At 39.8% G+C, this 23,310-nt stretch carries 15 protein-coding genes; 3 read left to right on the top strand and 12 right to left on the bottom strand.

What is annotated here, in order from left to right; genetic code table 11:
• The first annotated feature begins 279 nt into the window (after positions 1-279).
• On the top strand, positions 280-2,391 hold the full coding sequence (locus GAB14E_RS23755; RefSeq protein WP_035126776.1) for a M20/M25/M40 family metallo-hydrolase: 2,112 nt from the start codon (positions 280-282) through the stop codon (positions 2,389-2,391).
• A 197-nt stretch (positions 2,392-2,588) separates the two neighbouring features.
• Complete coding sequence (gene dsbC / locus GAB14E_RS0123170; protein ID WP_052093790.1) at positions 2,589-3,389, top strand: bifunctional protein-disulfide isomerase/oxidoreductase DsbC; 801 nt, start codon at positions 2,589-2,591, stop codon at positions 3,387-3,389.
• Between the two features lie 108 nt (positions 3,390-3,497).
• On the opposite strand, the gene glpK is transcribed toward dsbC, so the two are convergent.
• The 3 genes from glpK to GAB14E_RS08130 form a co-directional block, all read right to left on the bottom strand.
• On the bottom strand, positions 3,498-4,979 hold the full coding sequence (gene glpK, locus GAB14E_RS08140; protein WP_052093792.1) for a glycerol kinase GlpK: 1,482 nt from the start codon (positions 4,977-4,979) through the stop codon (positions 3,498-3,500).
• Positions 4,980-5,219: 240 nt separating this feature from the next.
• Entirely contained in the window at positions 5,220-9,647 is a 4,428-nt protein-coding gene (locus GAB14E_RS08135) for a collagenase (RefSeq protein ID WP_035126778.1), read from the bottom strand.
• A gap of 410 nt (positions 9,648-10,057) precedes the next feature.
• Complete coding sequence (locus GAB14E_RS08130; protein ID WP_033083054.1) at positions 10,058-10,495, bottom strand: hypothetical protein; 438 nt, start codon at positions 10,493-10,495, stop codon at positions 10,058-10,060.
• Positions 10,496-11,070: 575 nt separating this feature from the next.
• Between GAB14E_RS08130 and GAB14E_RS08125 the strand changes: the two genes are divergently transcribed.
• Entirely contained in the window at positions 11,071-15,720 is a 4,650-nt protein-coding gene (locus tag GAB14E_RS08125) for an Lcl domain-containing protein (RefSeq protein ID WP_033083055.1), read from the top strand.
• A 150-nt stretch (positions 15,721-15,870) separates the two neighbouring features.
• Here GAB14E_RS08125 and GAB14E_RS08120 read toward each other — a convergent pair whose 3' ends face one another.
• The 9 genes from GAB14E_RS08120 to GAB14E_RS08085 are packed head-to-tail and all read right to left on the bottom strand — an operon-like array spanning position 15,871 to position 23,298.
• Positions 15,871-16,755 (bottom strand): hypothetical protein, encoded by an 885-nt coding sequence (locus GAB14E_RS08120; protein ID WP_033083056.1) that lies wholly within the window; start codon positions 16,753-16,755, stop codon positions 15,871-15,873.
• Positions 16,755-17,654, bottom strand: a complete 900-nt coding sequence (locus GAB14E_RS08115; RefSeq protein ID WP_052093794.1) for an FAD:protein FMN transferase — start codon at positions 17,652-17,654, stop codon at positions 16,755-16,757. Before GAB14E_RS08115 ends, GAB14E_RS08120 begins: the two co-directional genes overlap by 1 nt.
• Before the next feature lie 58 nt (positions 17,655-17,712).
• Complete coding sequence (locus tag GAB14E_RS08110) at positions 17,713-18,912, bottom strand: DUF3570 domain-containing protein (RefSeq protein WP_033083057.1); 1,200 nt, start codon at positions 18,910-18,912, stop codon at positions 17,713-17,715.
• Between the two features lie 35 nt (positions 18,913-18,947).
• Positions 18,948-19,568, bottom strand: a complete 621-nt coding sequence (locus GAB14E_RS25355) for a DUF4266 domain-containing protein (protein ID WP_052093796.1) — start codon at positions 19,566-19,568, stop codon at positions 18,948-18,950.
• Positions 19,565-20,101 carry a TlpA family protein disulfide reductase gene (locus GAB14E_RS08105; RefSeq protein ID WP_197061221.1) on the bottom strand — a complete coding sequence of 179 codons (537 nt, stop codon included), beginning with the start codon at positions 20,099-20,101 and terminating at the stop codon, positions 19,565-19,567. Before GAB14E_RS08105 ends, GAB14E_RS25355 begins: the two co-directional genes overlap by 4 nt.
• A gap of 11 nt (positions 20,102-20,112) precedes the next feature.
• Positions 20,113-21,426, bottom strand: a complete 1,314-nt coding sequence (locus GAB14E_RS08100) for a TadE/TadG family type IV pilus assembly protein (protein WP_033083058.1) — start codon at positions 21,424-21,426, stop codon at positions 20,113-20,115.
• Positions 21,416-22,042 carry a tight adherence pilus pseudopilin TadF gene (tadF, locus tag GAB14E_RS08095; protein ID WP_033083059.1) on the bottom strand — a complete coding sequence of 209 codons (627 nt, stop codon included), beginning with the start codon at positions 22,040-22,042 and terminating at the stop codon, positions 21,416-21,418. The genes GAB14E_RS08100 and tadF overlap by 11 nt, the downstream gene beginning before the upstream one ends.
• Positions 22,026-22,508 carry a TadE/TadG family type IV pilus assembly protein gene (locus GAB14E_RS08090; protein ID WP_231562076.1) on the bottom strand — a complete coding sequence of 161 codons (483 nt, stop codon included), beginning with the start codon at positions 22,506-22,508 and terminating at the stop codon, positions 22,026-22,028. The genes tadF and GAB14E_RS08090 overlap by 17 nt, the downstream gene beginning before the upstream one ends.
• A gap of 1 nt (position 22,509) precedes the next feature.
• Positions 22,510-23,298: a tetratricopeptide repeat protein gene (locus tag GAB14E_RS08085; protein WP_197061222.1), complete on the bottom strand. Its 789-nt coding sequence runs from the start codon at positions 23,296-23,298 to the stop codon at positions 22,510-22,512.
• Positions 23,299-23,310: the final 12 nt, after the last annotated feature.

Raw genomic sequence — 23,310 nt, forward strand, 5'->3', positions numbered from 1 at the left:
CAGTATTGCTCATACTTAAGCATCACGTTAGACCAAGGTGAATATGCATGGTGATAACATCTGTTGATTTTAACTTCATATGATTTATATGTCGTTATCGTTTGATTTATGGGTGTTTATTGCTAATAAAAGACAATAGTTTAGCAAGTTCGCAATCATTCCCTCATGCAAGTACTTTATAATTTTATTAGCGTATAAAAACACCTACCAATTAACTTAGTTAGTAAAACTTAATAAAAATAAAAACATAATTGGCTCTAATAAATTCGAGGGTAAACGATGAAAATATTCACTTTATGTGCACTTGCTATGGCATCAACCATGACATTTGCAACGCAGTTACAACCCATAGATATTACCGTTAAGGACAATACCTTACATTGGACTAGCTTCCCTGCATCAGAAGCACAAAATATATTCACCAAAGTAGCGAAATTACCAGGGCAAGATTCATTTAATCAAATTACTATCGGCAAGGTCACTACCGCTCAATTAACCATGGCTCAAATTGAACAAGCGTCTACAGCACATCATCAAGACTCACATCGCTGCGGTGGTTTATATGTTCAAACATCGCTTCCTGTCGCGTTAGCTGAAATGAACATACTAGCGAGCAATGAAATATCAATTAACAGTCTGATTGAGCCTGAATTGGTAGAAAGACATTTGATAAACGATGCATCCGATTGGGCTGCTACTAATGTTCCTTTATTGGAGCAAAGCAATATTATTGATCTAGCAAGTGATTTTTCGAACTTAGTTGATACCCGTAAAAATAATGAACCTGGCGGGGTAGTCGCTTCAAATTGGTTATTTGATACCTGGTCAAATATGACGGCAAGTCATACCGATATCACGGTGACACAATATGAACATTTGTGGACAGATCAATCTACCGTCATAGCAACTATTGAAGGCTCAGATGCCATTTTAAAAGATGAAATAGTCATCATTGGTGCTCATATTGATTCAATAGCGAATCGTTCTATGAATTCTGATCTTGCTCCAGGAGCTGATGATAATGCCTCAGGTGTCGCAACTATCACCGAAATCATGCGTGTATTGAGCGATACAAACTACAAACCACTGCGTACTATCCAATTTATGGGTATTGCTGGTGAAGAGAATGGTTTTTTAGGCTCAGGCGAAATATCAAGAGCCTATAAAAATGCCGGTGTGAATGTTTTGGGTATGCTTAACCTTGATATGACTTTATATAAAGGTGGGAGCAAAGACATTTATTTTGTTACTGACTTAACCGATGTTTCACAAAATCAGTTATTAAAAAGTATTATCGATGACTACCTACCCGATGTTACTTATGGCGAAACAGAATGTGGATACGGTTGTTCAGATCACTATCCATTCCATGAACAAGGTTTCCCCGCATCATTCCCATTTGAAGCACCTTATGAACATGAAGAAGGGGTATTATGCTGCTTCAACCCTAATCTACATTTACCTTCAGATACTGTAGAAAATGGTCATATCGACCAACCAATCAAGTTTGCTCAAATGGGTTTGTTGTTCGCTTATAAAATGGGCGGAAATGACGGCGAAATTCCGTCGTGTAGTATCAGTGAGCCATGTTTTTGTCAAAACCCAGTAAATGCTGATCACCCAAGCTGTGTTGTTATCTGTGAAATTGATGAGCCTTGTTTTTGTGAAAATCCTGACAATGTCAATGAGCCTAGCTGTATTGAAGAACCAACAACTACTGTGTTAGTAAATGGCGGCGCGGTATCGCTGTCATTAGCGGATAAAGAGATGGAATATTTTACCATTGATGTACCTGAGAATACGCAACTATTAAGCATTGCAACAACGTCACAAGGAAATGGAGATGCTGACTTATACCTTCAATATGGCGCAGAGCCGACTACTTCGGTTTATGACTGCAGAGGTTATACCTCTTCATCAAATGAAGAGTGCACTATAGATGAGCCACAAGTAGGTACTTACCATGTAATGGTGCACGCATTTGATAGCTTTGATGACTTATCATTAATTGCTACTTATGCTGCTGTAAATGATTGCCAAGCAAGCAATACTTGTCCCATTGATTGTACTGAAACACCTGAGCAGCAAAGTTGTAGCAATGATACTGGTTTAAATGAAAGTAACTTAAGCAGTACAGAAAAGCTTACCTTTACCCTAGATGTTGAAGCCGGTAAAACGCTAAAAGTACAAACATTGGGCGGTACAGGTGATGTCGACTTATTTGTTAAGTTTGGTGAAGCACCGGTGATGTGGGATAAAGATTGCGGTTCAAGTAATTCTGATACCAATGAGTTGTGTACTATTGAAGCTACACAAATGGGGAGTTATTATATTGTGCTCTCTGCTTGGGGCTCTTTTGAAGGAGTTACCTTAACGGCGACTGCTGAATAATACTCACTGCCATTACCAAGTAACTGCGCGAGAAATGACTGTTAGAAATAAGCATCAGCTCTTGCAGTTACTGATAACACCTTTACCAGTCATTTCAAACAGTTAAGTTATAAAAAGTAAAATAACAAACAGTTAAACAACAAACCTGCCAACCGATCTAGGTATAGCTAGAATAATAAACTGACTAAGAGCTTACTATGACAAACTTTCATTTAAAAAACCTGCTGATAGTATTAGGGTTAGCTTCGATAAATATAACCATTACATCCTATGCTAGTGACAGTAACGTGATAATGATTACCCCCGTAAAAGCCACGATTAATACTAATACAAGCAAGCTTTCTCCAGCCCTAGTTAACGATCTTAAACGCTTGGGTATCAAAGTTAATTCAGTAAGCAATAATGTCACTTCGGGCTTAAAAGAGTTAATAACCGACAAAGGGGTTATGTATATTAGCGCTGATGGTAAGTACTTGATTAAAGGCAGTGTCATTGAAATAAAAAGCCGTACTAATATAACAACAAACGCCATAAAGCAGTTACGTGCTGAAGCAGTGAGTAAAAATCATGACTCTACAATCATCTATAAATCGCCAAGCGAGAAGTTTTCTGTAACGATTTTTACTGATATCACCTGTGGTTACTGTCGTAAATTACATCACGAAATTGATGATTACTTGGCTGCGGGAGTTACCATACGTTATATGGCTTATCCCCGGTATGGCTTAAAAGGTTCAGGCTTTAGCAACTTAGCAAATATTTGGTGCAGTGATGATCCTCAAAAAGCACTCACCGCAGCAAAACTCAATAAGGGGAAACACATTAAACCCGTGGAAAATTGCAAATCCCCGGTGAAAGCACACTATAACGCAGGAAAATCATTTGGTATCAGAGGAACACCCGCGATCATATTAGATGATGGCACCTTAATCGCAGGCTATAAATCAGCACCAGCATTGTTATCAATATTAAAGAAAAGCGCTAATAAATTACAGTGAACAGTAAAGTTGATGAACCACCTTTGATAGATCAGCGCATATTTTTCACTGCATCGTGATTTAGGGGTTACACTGCATTCAAAAAAATTTATTGGCTAGTGGTATCGTTTATTTATCCACAAGGCAATTCTTGACAGCATTATGCCAATCAGCCACCAAACTATTACAGGCTGTTTTTGGTAATTGTCCGCTGAAACTATCTCCTCTACCATACAGAATTTCTGGCACAGTTTCGGCGCACCAAATGTTATTTCCCATTGCCGCTAAAATTGTCGCTCCCAGCACAGTGGATTCAATATTGGCAGGTCGGTTAATGGTAATGTCTAATAGATCAGCTTGAAACTGCATCAAAAAATTATTAGCACAAGCGCCGCCATCTACTTTTAATTGTTTAATTTTTATCGAGCTTTCTTGTTGCATCAACTGCATCAGATCATAACTTTGAAAGGCAATGGCTTCTAACGTCGCTCTGACAATGTGCGCTTTAGTACAGCCTTGGGTAAGACCTGAGATCTGCCCCCTAGCCTGCATATTCCAATGAGGTGCGCCAAGGCCACTAAAGGCTGGCACAAAATAAACACCGTTATTATCAGTAACACTTAACGCCAATGCTTCAGTTTCATCAGCATGGTCAATAAGTTGCAATTGATCTCTTAACCATTGCACCCCTGCGCCAGCAATAAATACAGCCCCTTCAAGTGCATACGCTGGCTGCCCATTTTTATCACAAGCAATTGTTGTTAATAAACCGTTATCAGAAAAATATGCTTGGTCTGCGGTGTACATCAGCATAAAACAACCAGTGCCATAGGTATTTTTGATCATACCCGCTTGGGTGCATTGTTGAGCAAATAAAGCGGATTGCTGATCGCCAGAAACACCGGTAATTGGAATTTTTACGCCAAGAAAACCTTTCGCGGAGCTATGACAAAACAAACCTGCCGAGGCTTTAATGGTTGGCAATATTGATTTAGGAATATCAAAAAAAGCCAGTAGGTCATCATCCCATTTTTGCTGATGAATATTGTAAAATAGGGTGCGCGAAGCATTACTGTGATCAGTACAATGGGCCTCTCCGCCACTTAACTGCCACATCAGCCATGAGTCTATAGTGCCAAAGGCAAGTTTACCCTGCTCTGCCAAGGCTTTTAATTCTGGCTTTTCATTGAATAACCATTGCAATTTTGTCGCACAAAAATAGGCATCAACCATCAAGCCTGTTTTTTGATGCAGCCAATTTGCTTTACCTGATTTCTTAATTTGTTGGCAAAGCTCTGCTGAACGTCGACACTGCCAAACAATGGCATTATATAATGGCTCACCAGTCTCTTTATGCCAAACAACTGTGGTTTCTCTTTGGTTAGTGATACCAATACAACTTATATCACCGGCGGTTAATTCTGCAGCCTCTAGAGCCTGCAAAAGACCATCTTGGGTTACTTGCCAAATTTCTAGCGGATCATGTTCAACCCAAGTTGGCTTAGGGTAATACTGCTGAAATTCCTTATAGGCGCGCCCCACTTCTTGGCCTTGACTCGTGGTAATGCTAATGGTTGTTCCTGTAGTACCTTGATCTATAGCTAGAATCATTATTTAAACCTTAACTGTTACTTTATTGAACTCGTTAACCCACTGCGAAAAAGGAAAAGGTTGCACTTATTGAAGTTTAGCTAGGATAAAACAAAAATATAACCAACGCTATTAACGAATTTTAAGGGAAGTAAGGCGTAGTTTATTGATAGATATAAAAAACGGGCCAAAAGGCCCGTTCTATTTTTAGTAAATACCGTTACCAGTAATTACTTCTTTTTAGCTTTTTATGCTAACAAGTTATTTCACATCAACTTGTACTGCTACGTCACTTCCTGTGCTCTCAACTGCAATGTAAAACCAACCTGTTGGAGGGTTATTAACAGTGATGCTTTGTACAGTAGTACCGGCAGTTGTAGACTTTTGCGTGTGGCTAGCAGCTGTTGGCCAGCTAGTTCCCGTATAAAGCTCTACTTCACCATTACCATGTGCCGTATTCACTTCAATGCTAGTAACGCTATTATCTAAATAGACGTAGTAACTATTATGGCCATTACCTGTACAAAGTGCTGTACCAGAAGCGATAGCGCCATAAGTAAACGGTGCAGAAGTGGTACATGCATTAGCAATTGTGCCAGTTACAGGTGGCTCTACCGGTGGTGCAACATCACCAGATAAGCTCACTTTAAACGTTACATCAGCATAGCTATTTGCACTATCTAATGTAATGTAGCGCCAGCCTCGGTTTGCTGTAACTTGTAATGATTGCACTGTACCTGTCGCTGCAGAAGCTGACTGATAGTTATCTTTAGTCGCCCAGTTATCAGCGTTGAAATAGATACCTACATCACCATTACCACCCGCAGTGGTTAAGAATAAGTTGGTATTATCTTGTTCAACCCATACATAAAATGAACCACGACCACCAGCAACACATTCGTTACTTTCCAGCGTTAATTTGCCACTAGTAATAGTTGCTGCGCCACAATCAGGTACGGTAACACCGCCGCCGTTGGTTGCATCATTTGGATACGGGTCAGAGTTATCACCCATACCGTCACCATCTGAGTCTAACCATTCAGTTGCATCGTTAGGGAAAACATCACTGTTATTACCAAAACCATCACCGTCAGTATCTAACCATTCAGTTGCATCGTTAGGGAAAGCATCGCTGTTATTACCAAAACCATCTAAGTCGCTATCAGCCCATTCTGTTGCATCTGTTGGGAATACGTCACTGTTATCACCAACACCATCACCATCTGTATCTAACCATTCAGCGGCATTGTTAGGGAATGCATCACTATTGTTACCATGACCATCTCCATCACTATCAGCCCATTCAGTAGGATCATTTGGGAAAGCATCAACACTATCTAAATGACCATCTCCGTCAGTATCTACATCACCATTTGGCGTTGGGTCGCTATTGTCACCAATTCCGTCACCATCAGTATCTTTAGTTTCTGATGCGTCAAATGGGAAGGCATCAGCGTTGTCACCTACACCATCACCATCGCTATCAACGGTTTCAGTCGGGTCAAATGGGAAAGCATCTAAGCTATCAATTACGCCATCACCATCTGAATCTAGTGGCTGAGTACCGCCGCCACCTAGTTCATTAGTAATAATATAATCATTGCTGGTATTTTCCTCTGTCATTACCGCAACACCTAAACATTGGTTGCTTTCATTTGTAATGGCAGCTCGACGATTACCGAACCATTTCCATGAAGCTACACTGTCATAGCTTTCGCCAGTGGCAAGGGTAGTAAAGCCAAAGTCAACATTTAGCTCACCCGTTTCATTATCAACGCGATGAATTCGAACCGGCTTATCGCTGTTATTGATGAATGAGAAGTCAGCTTCAAATGGGCCGGTTAAATGTTGTTGCATCAATGCACAACTGCCAATGGTATTTGCTGCTGGAATAACTTCTGCAGCAGCGGCATTAGCAACCATAGTTTGGTCAACAGTAAAGCTAGCAACGGCATTGTTTAACACACCAACACTTAAACAGTTTAAGCTGTTGTCAGTTACCATTAAGCGGCGATCACCATACCAAACAGCATTGTTATAAGTAGCACCTGGAGCTAATACACCATAACCATGAGTAAAGCCAGTACCACCACTTGTAGTGATGATAGAACCTTTAGCATTATCAATTCTAAATAAACGCACTGCGGTATCTGAGGTATTGGTAATAGTAAATTCATGTGATTGGTCCATAATCAAATGCGGCTGTGCTAAAGCACAACTTCCCATTTCATTTATTGCTGGAATCACTTCAGGTACAACATCTTTTACTAAATCAGCATTAATGGTGAAAGTATTATCATTTTCAGCCATTATCGCCACACCTAAACAATTCATGTTGTTATCAGATAACATCATGCGATCGCCCACTTTCCAAGAACTAGAAGTATAACTGTCACCCTGGTTAAGTGTTTTGTAATTCTTACCAAAGTTAGCTGTACCTTTTGTGCTATCGACCCAGAATAGTGACACGGGTGTATCGGTAGTATTGGTAAAGCTAAAGTTGGTGGTTGCTGCATCAAAATAACGAGTATATTGTTGTGCTAAATCACAACTACCAATCATATCCTGTGCAGGTATTTGTGCAGCAATTGGCGCAACAGTTTCAGAGTTGGCCAGCATATAAGCTTCAAAACCAGCACCAGTACGTTCTACTGCACCTTTAAGAGCGGCTTTATAAGCAGCATTGTCGCCAGCTTTTAGCGTTGCAGCAATAAGTTCTACTTCATTTTTATGCTCTTCACCTAAGTAACGCATTGCAAAGTAGCCCCAAGGATATAAGTTATCGTACTCATATCCCATAAAGACGATGTTATACAATGGTGGAATAGTTTCACCTTTCAGCGTTTTCAATGTACGAGTATGACCTTTACCCATGGCCATGTATTCAGCCATACCTTCAGCCCAGGCTGCGTTTGGATCAAAAGTGCCATATGAACCAGCTTTATTATATCGGCCATCAAGGTAATGAACGAATTCATGGCGTAAGTTATATATTTGATCAATATATTGACATGAAGAGCCTAACCAAGAGTCAGGACATTGCATGGCTATAAAGCGTGCTTGGTTACCTTGCGCTGTTGGTGTGCCTTCTAAATACATGCCGCCATTATCGGTAGCAATACCAAAAAATTCTGGCGCATATTTTTCATAGTCTTCAGGACTAGCAAAGGCAACAACTTCAATATGTTCATTTATGTCCCCTGTAACCGGCGTACCTGCGGTATTGAAAAAAGCATGGAATTCAGTTTCTTGTAATGCCATATCAGCACAAGATTGATCAAGTGTTGCTTGGCTAATAGAAGCTTGTGCACGAATAGTGATATTAGCAGTACAGTCATAACTAACCGTTAAAATATCAGACTCTTTTGGTGGTACAACACAGCTACCAAATAACGGATCACCTACTGAACACGTACGTCCAGCATTTTCTAAGTATTTTTTGGTGATAATTGTTTCAGTTGTTACAACAGAGATAGTTGCAATAACCTTTGTACGAGCTTCTAATATAGTACTGTCAAAGCGCGCTTTCGCTTCATCACTAGCAATTGATGCTAACTTACCCATAGTAATAAATGAGTGAGGCATGATCCATTTTCTGTCTGCTTCTGTAGACCAACGCATATCTAAAGACGTTTCACCTAAGAAGATAAACGAACGCATTACTGATAACACATCTAACATATTAGTATTAATAGCTGACTTTATACTTGCATCACCATAATAAGCAGCATCACCAAGAGCGCCCATTAGTGCCATGGTAGTATCACCACCATTGCTAATACCAAATGGATTAGTTTGCACTGAATAATACTGAATGACGGCTAATAAATGCGGAAGGTGGTCTTTAAAATAAGCCGCACTTGCATCATTTCTAAAGTTTGTTAGTGCCGCTGCATAACCCTCTTGGATAACGCTGCCAGCTGGAGCAATAAAGTTGCTCATTTGGCTTACCGCTAATAATGCTGTGCTTAGCTTTGATGCTTCTGCATCAGTCATTGCAGCTGCATTGTATTTATAAGAGGCTAAGAAATATAATAATTGGTTTAGATCAGGGTCAGCTAAATCGTCAGCTTTTGCTAAATAATGTATGGCATCTGAAACGCCATTAATAGGATCATTAGCTGCACCCGCAATACCAGCAAAATCATCATAACTGCCGACTAAAATGGCAGAAACAGCCGAGCTGTACTCTGCTTTAGAAGAAATAGAAGCAGCAGGTACATTAACAACAACATTGGTATTGTAGATAACATAGTCGCCCATTGGCGGCGGTACATCACCACCACTAATAGTAACGGTTAAGCTAGTTTGCTCAATATTGCCATCAACTTTGAAGTAACGCTCGCCAGCACGAGAAACAAAAGTAATGCTCTCTTCATTTGTACCTGGGTTAGTACTGCTTAACTCAACATTTCCGCTCCAATCATTACCGTCATACAGCTTAATACCAGCATCACTGCCGTTGAATGTGCCGCCGGAAGTGGTAATAGTTACGTTACTGTTTTCATAAGGTACAGTTACATACAAATAATGTCCGTAATCCGTAATACAGTGAGTTTGATTGGCAGGAACTTCGCCTTGACGGTCTAAAGTTTTAGCCCCACACATTTGAGCTGCTTGAGCGCTTGCCATATTTAACGATAAAAATATCGCACTTGCGAGTAGTGTCTTCTTTGCTGTTAGTTTCATATTTCTTAAGCCTATTCTTATTATAGCGATTAGGTATTTCGTCCGTGTGGCAATGCAAGCTTGTTATATTTTTTATTGCTCAAATTGCATCTAACGCGTACATCCCTCTCTGATAGAAACAAGTGTGTAAAAATGTTTCTACACGTTTTATATAATATTTTGTATACAATATTCAAGTTATAAATAACTAAGAATTTCTTCGTACTTTATTAATAAGTGTTTTATCGTTTGTTATTAGGATGTTACAACATGTAAATAATTAGACGTTGAAAGTAGGAAAAGTGGTCAGATTTGATAGAAAAGCAGAAGTGAGTAACAGAAATTTAAAGTGGACTAGGTGAACTGAGTTATAAAATTAACGACATTATCATCAAAAAACTACTGATATCCCTATCAGTAATTAATTAGAATTAACCGTTACCCTCTTCGGTTGGTAGCGGTTTTTTCGGTTCTCCCGGTGGTAATAAAGAGTTATCTTCGGGGTGTCTATGTTGGTTTTCATGGCCATGTGCTTTTGGCTGCGAAGCACTGCGATGATCAGCTGGCAGTTGATGCGACTGTGCAACTACTCTGTCTTTAGTTTTACTGCTAGTTACGGAGCTACTGTCAGTATTAACGTGTATGTCACTTGGTTGAGGGGGTGCTAACAAAGGTCTGTCGATGCCACTATGAGTTGTTGTGGGAGTGCTATTTTCAATTGCACTCGCTACAGTGGGTTTATTCACTTCTTCAGCGGAGCTGCGGTTAGTTCCTTGCTGATCTTGGTTTGATAATGACATTTGCTGGTATACAAAGCCACTGGCGAGTACTGCACATAAGACCCCAAGGGCTATTTTATTTTTATTCACTTTATAAACTCCAATTAGCAAAAAGACTGTATATTGAATACAATAAGCTAGCATGAAATTTGAATTTTGTGCAAGGCTAATTATGTTCCCGTCACCGCACTATAGTTTTGAAAAATCATCTACGGCTTTAAAAATACCTTTCTACTTCCTCACTAATTTCATTCTATGTCAGTAGCTTAACCTGCTGGATTTTCACTATAGAAATTAGCACATCGATTAATGAAGCAACCTTTAAATAAAGCCAAAGTTTCTGACAAATAAGACTAGAGACTCTCCCATTCTTATAAGCAGAAATACTGGCTCCAACCTCTAAAAAGTCAATATAGCGTTACGGAAGACAACTGACTCAGCAGTAGAAAAAACACAATTTATCACTCAAGTAGACCACATTGGACAAATAATCAATAAATTATCGACAATAACAACACAAACACTTACAAATGATAACGATTCGCATTATAATTCGCATGAATTTTTTACCGATACTTAACAAATAGCTTAATCTTTCTTTTATTAAACAAAGAACTTAATAGCATTCAAGGTTAAGTATATTTAGTTAATAAAGGAAATAACTCATGAAACTTATCAGCCCCCAATTGCTGGCACTTTCTTCGATATTGTTAGGTTTAACTGGTTGTGGTTCAGACAATAAAGCAGAGCCCGAGCCAGTAGCAGCAATTCAGAAAATTTCAGGTGTTGCCGTCGATGGTTACTTAGCCATGGCAAAAGCGTGTATAGATTTAAACAATAACTTTCAGTGTGATGGCGACAGCGAGTATCAAGTACTTACTGACCAAGATGGTCGATTCGAAATAGTTGCTCCTGAGGAGTTAACTGTTAAAGCGCCATTACTAGTTACCACTTCGGCAGGTGTTAGCATCGATAGTGATTATCCAGAAAAAACTATTGAACAAGCCTATTACTTATTAAGTGATTATAAAAAGCCTGAAGTGGTTTCACCACTTACCACTCTCGTTTATGCAAAAATGCAGACTTTAGGTAATAAAACACAAGCTGAACAAGTGCTAGTACAGCAACTAGGTTTAATTGATAGCAGCATGCTTTATAGTGATTTTGTCGCGGCAAAAAATGACCTAAACTTAACTACTGAGCAAAGAAAAAAATACAGTGACCTCCATACTTTGTCTCAAGTAATTACTGATATTATCGCCCAAGGTTTGGCGCAATCGACAAGCAATACTAGCGATGAAGAAAGACCTCAAGTAAGCAAGTTATTTACCGATAAATTAGCAGACTTACCCATTGAAGAGATAAATGAGCAAGTCAATAATGCTATTAGCACAGGTGATGAAATCAACACACTTGCTGAACTTTTTTTACAAAACACACCAAGTTTAATTGTTTCAAAAAACGAAGTTGATAACGGAAAAATTACCCCTGTTATTATTCCTGATCCAGTGACACCTGACCCAGTGACACCTGATCCAGTGACACCTGATCCAGTGACACCTGACCCAGTGACACCTGACCCAGCGACACCTGACCCAGTGACGCCTGATCCAGTGACGCCTGACCCAGTGACACCTGATCCAGTGACGCCTGCCCCAGTTACGCCACCAACAATAATGAATCCCTCAGCACCAACAAATGCTGTTGTTAACGATGCAGCCAATACATTTGGTTGGACTCTTGTTACTGGTTATAGCCAAATAAGTGACTATCAATACTCAAGTGACAACGGCACAAACTGGCATGATGTAAATGCTAATCCTCTGCTTTTAACGAACCAGTATTATCCAGCAGGAACAGTACAAGTTCGAGTAAAAGCTGACAGTAAAACATCTCGTAATGCCGGTGCAATATTAGCGAGCAGTACCGCTTATTACTTAGTGCCCATCGCACCAAATAATGGCGCTGTCACTAACGGTGATGTTGGTACTAGCAGCACATTCGCCTTTGACCTGGTTCCTGACTTTAGCAAATTAAGCAATTATCAGTATTCAAGCGATAATGGTAAAACTTGGCAAGCAGTAACTGTTAACCCAATCGTCTTAACAGAAAAGACCTATGCAATAAACCAAGTGCAAGTTAGGGTTACTAACAACCTAGCCGCAGGTAACCTTGCCGGTACCACGCTAAGTAACCAAGAAGCGTTTACTCCTAACCTAGGACCAGCACCAAAAGCCGTAACTATACAATATATGTATAAAAATAATGGAATACGCTGGGAGATGTTAGGCCAATTTCCAGAAATTGAACATTATGAATATACCAACAACAAAGGCGTGACTTGGCAGGATGCCACCAGTAAAACCCAACATGTCGGCCATCAAGCTTATGCAAGGGCTGATGTCGGCGTTCGGGTAAAAGAGCTTGCTAACGGTCAAGGTGCTGCCGCCGGTGAAATTAGTTGGGTTGCAGATAGCGATGATGATAGCCTTTTTGTCGCACTACCTTATACCTGGATGAATAAAGCGAAAGAGTCAGAGTCGTTAACAACTTACGGTAGCTGGAATACATCCGAGACTAGCTGTTTAATTGATCACAATGCTCCAACCCCAACTTACTGGATCAAAATTAATAGTAGCTATGGAAGCGATGCTGAAACAAAAATTACTGAAGCGATAAATAAAAAAGCCTGTGGCATCAGTGATTGGCAATTATTATCTGAAAGCGAATTAATTACCCTAGCGCAAACTGAAGCTGATAGCGAACTTGCTGATTTTGAAGGTAGTTATGATAAATTTTTCACCAAAAATGACTCTGATCAGCTAATAATGATCAAAAATGCTGTAGTACAAGGAAGTTACAGCAGTTATGAATCAGCGGGTATTTTATTAAGATGGCAATATCCTGGTGCTAGCCAAGCGATTATTAAAATTAATGCGTTAGTAACTAAACTGCAAACTGAAATTGCAAGTAATACCAGTGATTATGATACTGCCCGTTTAGATGCTGATGCACTTTTAGCTTCATACACTAGCGCAACCAGCGTTGCCAATTACCTTGCAATAAATAATAACTTAGTGGCTAGCCAGACAAGCTTAACTACTGGCACTACATTAGTTAACGCGCAATTAGTCACCAGCACTAATGACATTAATAGCTTGTCATTTTTAGCAAGCTTTGTCAGTCAAGATACTTTAGCAACTGCTGTAGAAAAACAAGCGGCACAAGCGGCAGTAACTTTGGCAACAACAGAGTTAACCAAGCAACAAAATAATGATGAACAATTAATTTCCTTGCAACAGCAATTAAGCCAATTAGAGCAAACCTTAATAAACATTAATGCAGCCTTAGCGAGTAAAACTGATCTTGATAGCTCAACAGCAGCATTAACAACAGCACATGCTAGTTACCCAGCAGCTATAAATGCCCTAGGTGGTAGTGAGCAATACAACCTGGCAATGCAAGCAGCAACGAGCTGGTATCAAGTAAACGAGCAATTTACCTTAGCCAACAAGCAATTAAGTCAATACCAAAGTCTATTAAATGCATTACCATCGGCATTACATGTTGATGCCTTAGCTGAGCTGACATTAACACAATCCAACCTTGATGCTGCAGTATTGCCATTTAGCGAGGCAGGCTTTATTAATGATCATCAAAGCATTAAACAAGCATTTGAGACCGCATACCAAGCGGGATTTGTCACAACTGTCGCTGATGCTATGGTCGGTACACATTTTGCAAAACTCGATTTAGCGGGCCATTATATGCCGACATCAGCCACGTTCCAACAAGGCTGGCGCTGTGTTACTGATCTTAGACACAACGATAAAGGCCGTATTTGGTCGCTAATGGAAAAAGGCACTAGTGGTAGTATTGATAATGTCGCTTATGCCGGTGGTAGCGGACAAAATTTAACCGAAGCAGATGGTCTACAAGAACAATACAACAGCAATGCCATTTGTGGTTTTAGTGATTGGACTATCCCAACACCAGATCTATTAGCGTCATTAGCAACTGCTGATTACTCCGACAGTAAAAAAACCATCGATATTACGGCATTTCCTCATCATCAAGGAGCCTCTATTGAAGATTATTTTTATTGGAGTAATCAATCCGCATCATCAAATACCCAGCATGCCGCCTATGAATATTCGGGCACAGAAAGTGGATATTCTAATAACCGTAATATCAGTAATCAAGGTGACCAAAATTACTTAACCTTTGCTCGTTTATATCGCCAAAAACAGCAACAACTATTAGACAATGATGGCAATGTCGTCACCGATATCGCAGATGCCTTTTGTGCTAAAGATCAATCAGGCCTCATTTGGCAGTTGCCAAAAACTGCAGATGTTAGTAGCCGTTATCAAACCGTCGCTAAAATCACTGGCCTTAACGATGATGGCACAGTTGAAAGCAATAATATTGCCAATGAACTAAATACTGCACCACAACCTTTATGTGGAAAGACAAATTGGCAATTACCAACGTTGGCACAGTTACAATCACTATATACTAGCCCGCTGAACCATGATTTCTTTCAGCATTGGACTGTATCTAGTGATGATAGTAACGATAAAGATTATTATTTAGCTCGTGATATTGGGTCATATTCACGAAATCGTTGCTTGTCACTAAATGGTAGCGAGAATAGCTCAAGCTGTAGTCGTAAAAGTTATAATGGTGCGCCGCCTTATCAATATACTTACATGATGATAAGTGAACCAACTAAGGCTGCACCAGCTGCTCCAACGAATGGTGTAGTCGTTGATAGCGCCGATATTAACAGCTTTGGTTGGGATTATGTCAGCGGCTTCCCGACCCCAAGCGACTATCAATACACGATTGATGGTGGGATTAAATGGTACGATGTTAGCAACAATCCACAAGCACTTAACGATGCAAAGATAGCTATTGGTGACATGCAGGTTCGAATTAAAGCCCAACCAACTGAATATTTTCCGACGGGCGAAGCATTACAAGCGCAGCAAGAATATATTTCCCAAAGTGGCTGTATCGGTTATCAGGATAATGGCCTTTGTTATACTATAGTTAATGAAGGGAAAACACATGATGACGCTATAGCACATTGTCTAAGCTTAGGCGCAGCACTTATTTCAAAAGATACCAGTATTGATTGGACTGCAATGGAAGCGGGCTTAAGTATGGACAGAAGCTTACAATATTGGCTTAAAGAAAAAGATTCATGGCCCAGTTATGCCTACTCAATTAGAGTTAGTAGCGGTGTATGGAATGTTGATTATGCTAGTAAAAATGTCAGCACCAACCAAGGCTTTATATGTGTTAAATAGCAGCCTTACTGGTTAATAAAAAAACCTCGACTGGTTCGAGGTTTTTTATTACCTAAACTTAATCGAAATCAGCTTAAACCAACAAAAGTCCTGATACAAAAAACCGACGTTTAGTCGGTTTTATATTATTAGCTTATTTGCAATAAATAACTAAAAAACAAAGTGCCAATAAATACCTGCATGGCGGGCATCAAACGCCACTTCACCTGTGTTAGTGTCTAGAACCTGCTGTGGGTTAGTAATATTGCTAGTCACATCGGCTTTATAATCAATAAATACCGCTCTAAATTCCACCTTACTGTGCCATTGTGGTAACTGATAAACCAGTGAGGCCAAATAACCTGTCGCAGTACTAAAATCAGCTTGTGTGTTAATGACTAAATCATCATCGGTGCGTGTTTGTCCATCAATGAGTCCTTGTGCCTGTGGCATTAACATTTCAGGGAATTCGTTAAATACTCGTAATTCAGTATCTTCTTCACTTCGTGCCGATTTTACCAAAAGCGGTGTAGATTGCTCATCTAACTTAATATTAAGGTGACTAACAAGCCCTAAGCCAAGCTGCAAAGTATCGGTAAGTTGGTAGTAAGGGATAAGCTCCAGTTCAAGACGAGTAAATTTTATATCAGGATCACTAATACGATCCCAATGATAAGCACCGTTTAACTGAATGCTAAAACGCTCATCTATTATATAATTTGCACCTAGCCCTAATACGGCAAAGCCGCCCGTTTTAAGTTTTTCACTGTAGCTAACTCCAGTTACCTGCTCTCCATCTCGACTATAAGTCACCTCGGTATCACCAAGGGCTATGGTATCTCCACCATTAGTGACACCAGCAAAAATTGACCATGAGAACTTCTCTTGATATGAAAAATCGTCCATTGAAAGGTTTTTATTTGAAGCGCTTTGCAGTTGATACGTTTTTGCTTGAACCGCACTTGGATTAGCAATTGTTAACCCTAAGGTAATGGCGAATGCTAACGGGGTTAATGTTAATGGCGATAACTTAATTGCCGTTTGTTGCTTGTTCATTAAATTTTTTCCTTGAGACTGTTATTAAAACAGACTGAATTTGATAAAAACTCAATATCTTGATGAAAGCCCATTGCTTCATCAATAAATATTGCTTTGATATATTGTTGAGCAAAACTGCCCTTTAATAGGTTTGGCTCAATACTTAGTGCCGTACTAAATACACCACTGGTAAGGACACTTTGGCTCAACACAGAAACAGCGAGTACTTGCTGGGCAACACCTTGACCCGCCAAAATATGTGAGCTTTGCTCACAACCAAAAGAAAACTTTCTATGATAATGACCCGAACTAGCTAATGCCTGATCAGTCAGAGAAATACTGCCACAAATTTTGTCTGCAACTTTAGGGTGCTGAATCGCGACGCGAAAAGCGCTGTTATCCGGCTTACAGCCCCAAGAAATAATATCGCCACCAAAATTTATTAAGCCCGCCGTTATGCCCTGTTTTTTGCATAACGCCATAGCAAGATCAACACTGTATTCTTTAACCACGCCACCCAAATCAAACTGAGTATTACTGTCATTAAACTGTAAAAAATTACCACTCACTTGCCAACTAGCCAATCCCATAGCCTCTTGGTATTTGGTAAATAACTGCGACTTAGTTAACTGCGGCATGTGCGCGGCTGCTTTTTTAATGGTACCAATGCAAATATCAAATATACCTTGGCTTGCTTGTGATAACTCATGCACGCGAGTAAAAATGGCTAAGCTATCAGGCTCAAGATGAACTTGCGATAAGGCGCGATTATTCACCACTTGATTTAACCAAGAGTCAGGCTGATAAAAGTTATATTTTTTCTCTAACGCCAACGTTTGTTTTTGTACATCCCTAGCGACTTTATCAGCATGTTTTTTATCACTCGCCACTAACAACAATTGGCAGTTAACCGTCATCGCATTAAACTGCCAACTATAAATTTGCTTTTGCTTGGAAGAAACTACCGCTTGATGACTAGAAACGATAATTCACTCCCAATACTGCCCAGCTAGCCGCAAATTGATTGGTTTGTTGATAGCGGTTTACCGATAAATCAAGCTGCCATTCATTATTTACTTGATAGCTGACGGTTAAACCATAGGTATCAGCGGAGAAATCACCTAAGCGAGTATCATTACTCCCTTCACCACTGGCAGAGAAATAAGGCTCTTTGACATTTGGGTTAAGATAAAAATCTGCTTGGCTTTGCTGGTAGCGAACATATTCAGGTGTAATAAATAAACCATCAAACACTTCAAAACTTAAACTTGCACTGACAGTATGTGATTTTATACTCCAACTATCTTGATAATAGCGGTAACTAAACTGCCCAGTAAGCCATGACCAAAATTGTGTTGAATAACTCAATTTAGTGCCATAACCGTTGCGCACATCAGGTCTGCTATCGGCGGCTAAAAAATATTCATCATCGGTGATGATGTTATCTTCGTTAAGGTCTATACCGCGTAAAATAGTTAAATAATGATTACTTAAATAACCATTATCATGGTTAAAAAACAGTTTTAAATCAAAAATACTGGTCGGGGATAATACTTGCGTAAGACCTGTTTCAAAGTTAATCACTTGTATTTTTTCCTCAGTACGACTTTGATAACCGGTGCCAAACACCAAGGTCTCATCATTCAAATAAGCTAAACCTATATTAACTGAGCGATTCTTCCCTTTATCTAAAAACATCAAATACGAGGCGGAAACACTATTACTTTTGTAATCACTCTCTTTTGAATGAGCTAAACCAAAAGACCATTCATTTCGATAACTATCACGAACGGTTAACGAAGCTGCTGCTGACTTCCTGGTATCTTCTAATGGCACTCTTTTTATTTGGTACTGACTAACATCATGGGCGTAGCCGAGTAAGGTTTCATCGGTCATAGCTTGCCCTTGTTCAAGCTCAGTGCCTGAAAGTCCAGTTGTGTTCGCTATTTGCCAAGTCGGAGATGCACCTGTTACCGAATCATAACCCAGTGATAAGTCCAAACTATAATCGACACCAAAATCTAGTTTTAATGCCAGTGAGGTATCAGCAACTTTAATACGATCGTCATCTTCTTGATATTGCATTTGATGTAATGACAATACTTGCTCTGCTTGCGCTAAACCAGCGCTAATCGCGGTACAACCCAGTACACTGATTTTAATTTTTTTATTCATAACTTCTCTCTTCGCTCGTTGTAAATAAATGCACTTTATTTACAACCACAACCACCACCAGCAACACCATCGCCGCCAAGCGTGGCCGCTTTTGAAATATATATTTTACTAGAAAACTTTTTCATCACGGGTGCAACACCGCCCGGCAACATAACTGGCTCAGCTAATTTAGCTTTTTGCCAAGGTTTCACTTCTTTGTCGATAAACCAATCATCAATCCAAGTAAAACCTTTATTTAGCCATTGCCCTGCTGGGCTAACCGACGGTGGTGGCTTTTGATCTATTGCCACTAATGTCAACAAAGGTTTAATCTGCTTAGCTGATCCTTCTGAATTTCCATTGGTGTTCGTCTTTTCAGCCAAGGTAGTTTTTGCCAACGATTGACCTTGTCCGCTTCCATGTTTCCTACCTTGATTGGTGTGTTGATCAGATGTGGGATACTGATTTGTTGCACTAGTACGGCCCTTAGTTTTGTATTTTTTCACCACCCGAGCATTACTTGTTGCTTGACTACTTTCTTGGGCAAGGGCATAACTGGATTCTTCGCTGATCACTTGTTTATCAGCTGTCAGTACCGCTAGTTTTTCTGCAGCAATAACTTGCCCTGAAAAAACCAGTACTACAGCGCTGATTACCAGGTTAATAACCAAATTCACTTAAGCGCTCCCAATTGGGTTAAATCCTGCTTGATGACCTCGCCAATTTGCGGGATAGCACCAAACCTAATGCCCAAAACTTTATTATGTTGAATGTAATACAAGGCTGGCATACCAATAGGTTCAAAAACACCAATCACTTGCTGACTTTGATCGTCGATAACACGGAACGATAACCCTATTTCTTTTAAAAACTTTGTTCCTACTTCAACATCTTCATCAACTTGTATACCAACAAACTCCACGCTTTCACCTTTTAGCTCTTTTGACAAATGATCAACTTCAGGTAGTTCTATGCGACAAGAAACACACCAAGAGGCAAAAAAATCAACCATAGTAATTTTTTCGGGATCTAATGCTAATTTATTTGCCAACTCTTCAGGTAAACTATCACCGCGCTGCAATGCTTGTGCAGTGCCTGTCATGGCAAGTAACATAGTTAAACTAAGTAATACCGCCATAGTGCCTTTGAAAATTTTATCTACCGGTAATTGGGTCAAATATTGCTTATTGGGGAAATATCTAGTGTTCATCTGGGGCCTCATTAAGGGGTTAGCACTAAGGTGCGTTCATCATTTAATTTATCAATAATTTCTTTAAAAACGCCTTTTAAGTCACTGGCGTAATTTGCGGTATAAAAAGAGTTGTCGCTGGCGCAATAACGCATACGCTGCTCAGCTTCTTGGTCGTTGTAACTATTAGGGAAATACAAGGAGACTATACGTACACCAAGGGTCTCCTTGATATAACTGCACAGCGGTAGTTTATCTAAACGACAAATATCGTAACCACCCGCGGAATACCGGCTCTCTTGCTCAATTAACTTACACCAAGGAGTACTACCGCCTGGGTCACCATCAGAAATGAGCAAGACTACCTTTTCTGTGCCGACAACATTAAATTCGCTTGGTAACGCTTCATCTGAGAGTGTTTGATATTCTTGCCATTGTGGCGTTAACATACGCAGGCCCCATAACAAACCTTGATCTATACTGGTGCCACCACTTGGTGCATTGCTTTTGCCAGCATCAACAATGGCTTGGTCGATGATTGCTTGCTCATTGGTTAATAATATTCGTGCAGCATTGGGGCCAGAGCAACCAGACTCTTTACTTTCCAACTCTAAATTGGCATCTACTGATTGTTGTAATTGGCCATAATCTAGGTATTGGCTTATCCAAGGGTAATTTGGGCTCCAGATGTCATTACTACTACTGGTTAAATATTCAAAGCAGTGATTTGACTGTTCATAATAATCACCCGTTAATGAGAGAGTAATACCATCACTAAACGGTGTAATCGCCACCTTGGCTTGCTGATATTGACCATTTTCAATGGTAAGTAAATCAGTTAGCTGTGCCAATGTTGCTTGCATCTCATCAGTTTCTCCGTACATAGAGCCGGAGTAATCCATAATAATACTGAGTTCGAGGTTATGTTGGTTAACGCCACTGACAAGATTAGTTGAACCTTTTATATTAATAGCTTCTTGTTCACCCAGTAAAAAATTTTCAGACTCACTGGTAATGCTTAGCTGATAAACACCATTTTCATTACTGATATGAACACTGTCAGTATTGATATCAGCTAAGCCATTAAACTGTTTGATAATTGCTGTCGCTGCCGATAAATCAGAGCCTGTTTGTTTATCTTCACGTGAAGCGATATACATGCTGGCCACTTCACTGGCATTACCCAGCTGTATTTGTTTGGCAAAAATAGCAGAAACACTAATAGCCGTCGCGCCAAAAGCAATTAACGGCAAGGCAACCAATAATGCCGCAACAAAAATAATTCCCCGTTGTTTTTGTAAAGAGACTGTGCAATAAGGTAAGCTTTTTATACGCTTAGTTATCATGTCGTTTCTCCCTTTTCACCATCACTGAACGGGCATATAAATGACTAAAATCGCTGGAGTTGCTGAACTTGGCAAATAAACTCGTCCCCTTGATGTCTTGGCAAAGCTGTACCATAAATAATCCAGGCTCAACTGTGCCATTACTTGCTTGTGGTAAATTCTCGGCAACGACACCAGCGCTACGCCAAGCACAATCACCACTACCATGACTAAAACTAATAGGCTCACCACCAGCATATTGATTGTTAAATTCATAGACCTTTACCGCGATATCCTGTTGCGACAATTCATTACGGGCAATACGTGTTAACTCAGTGACTTGCTTTTGAGTAAGTGGCAGTTCATCAGAGAGCGCATCTTCAGCATAATATTGCTCTCTGTGGCTAATAATGGTCGCTAAGCTATAACTTAAGCGCTCAAGTTTGCTCTGTTTTTGCAAATAACTGGTTAAATCAAATGTCAGTAAAACGATCATCAATAAAAAGGGTAATACCGCAAGAAACTCTACCAGCACAACACCTTGTTGCTGAGCAAAGCAACGGTGGACGGATGAAGTATTAAGACTCAAGTTAGCCCGCAACTTAAGATTAAAATTAGAATTAGCGTTCTGGTTCATGTTTCACCAAAATGTCAGCACTAAAAGGAAACAAATCTTGCAACCAAGGACTCAGTAAAGTCACTTGATAAGAAACGCTATATTTAGCCAGCAAACCATTTTTATCTACAACGCTATTATTTGCCTCTTGGTTAGCAAGCTCCTCTGGCGAACTATAAAATTTAGCCTGCTCAACCATCAGTTTACTGCTGTCTAATAATGAAGCGGGATTAGCCTTTATTGCTTGTAATAGTTTGCCTTGATAATTAGCACCCGAGGCAGCAGATAACTTTACTTGGCGAGCCGCTTCGCTCACTACATGATTAAGGCTGGCATACAAAATAAGGCCGCGCGCCAGTTCTAAAGCACTAAACACAATAAATAAAAATATTGGCAATAAAAAAGCGACTTCCAGCACCATGCTGCCCCGTTGTTTATAGTGTTTAGTACGTTTATGCTGACCATGTTGCCAACTGCCCATATTCACATTAACCAAGGTCTTGCCTCGTGGTTAAATCAAGTTTGCTGGTATGACTAAATTGCAGATAATATTTTATATTCTGCTCAATTTGCTCTTGATTATAATCATTAGCCAAAACCCGCTTCGCTTGTTTTTCATTACCGTTAAGGGTTAAAGCAAAAGCCAAGTTATTGCGCATTTTTTCACTACTGCGTTGCTGCTGATATAAAGGTAATAATAATTTTATTGCCGCTAAATATTGTTCACGTAAAATATAATTTAAGGCGAGGTTATTTTTAAATTCTAAGCTGCCGGGGGATAATGCCAGAGCTTGCATTAAGTATTGATGGGCAGCTTGGTAAGATTGCAACCAGCTATAACTTACACCTAAACCATTCAAACTTGTGCTATCAAAAGCATTAATAGCAATCGCGTGACTAAATGCTTGCTCTGCCGCTTTATAATCTTGCTGATCTAAATAATTCAGCCCTAATTGACGCCATGCAGCTAAGTTTTTTTCCGACTGTTCAGTGACTTTTTTAAGGTAGTGCACCGCTAATTCATTTTGCTCAATAGCCCGATACGCTAAACCTAAAGATAATAAGATATGAACCCTATCCGCGGTTTCAGCTGTGCTCTCGGTATAGTCCTTGTCTTCATTTACCTGCTGTTCGGCACTAAGCAATATCTTTTGATATAAGGCTATAGCGCTGCGCATATCACCACTTTGCAGGGCAATATTAGCCAAGGTAGTTTCAGATAAGTTCGCTTTAATTTCTGGCGCTGGCGTTTGACAACCACTTAATAAAGTAGACATAAAAATGTTCAG

The sequence above is a fragment of the Colwellia psychrerythraea genome, assembly GCF_000764185.1.
In the GTDB taxonomy this organism is placed as follows: Bacteria; Pseudomonadota; Gammaproteobacteria; order Enterobacterales; family Alteromonadaceae; genus Colwellia; species Colwellia psychrerythraea_B.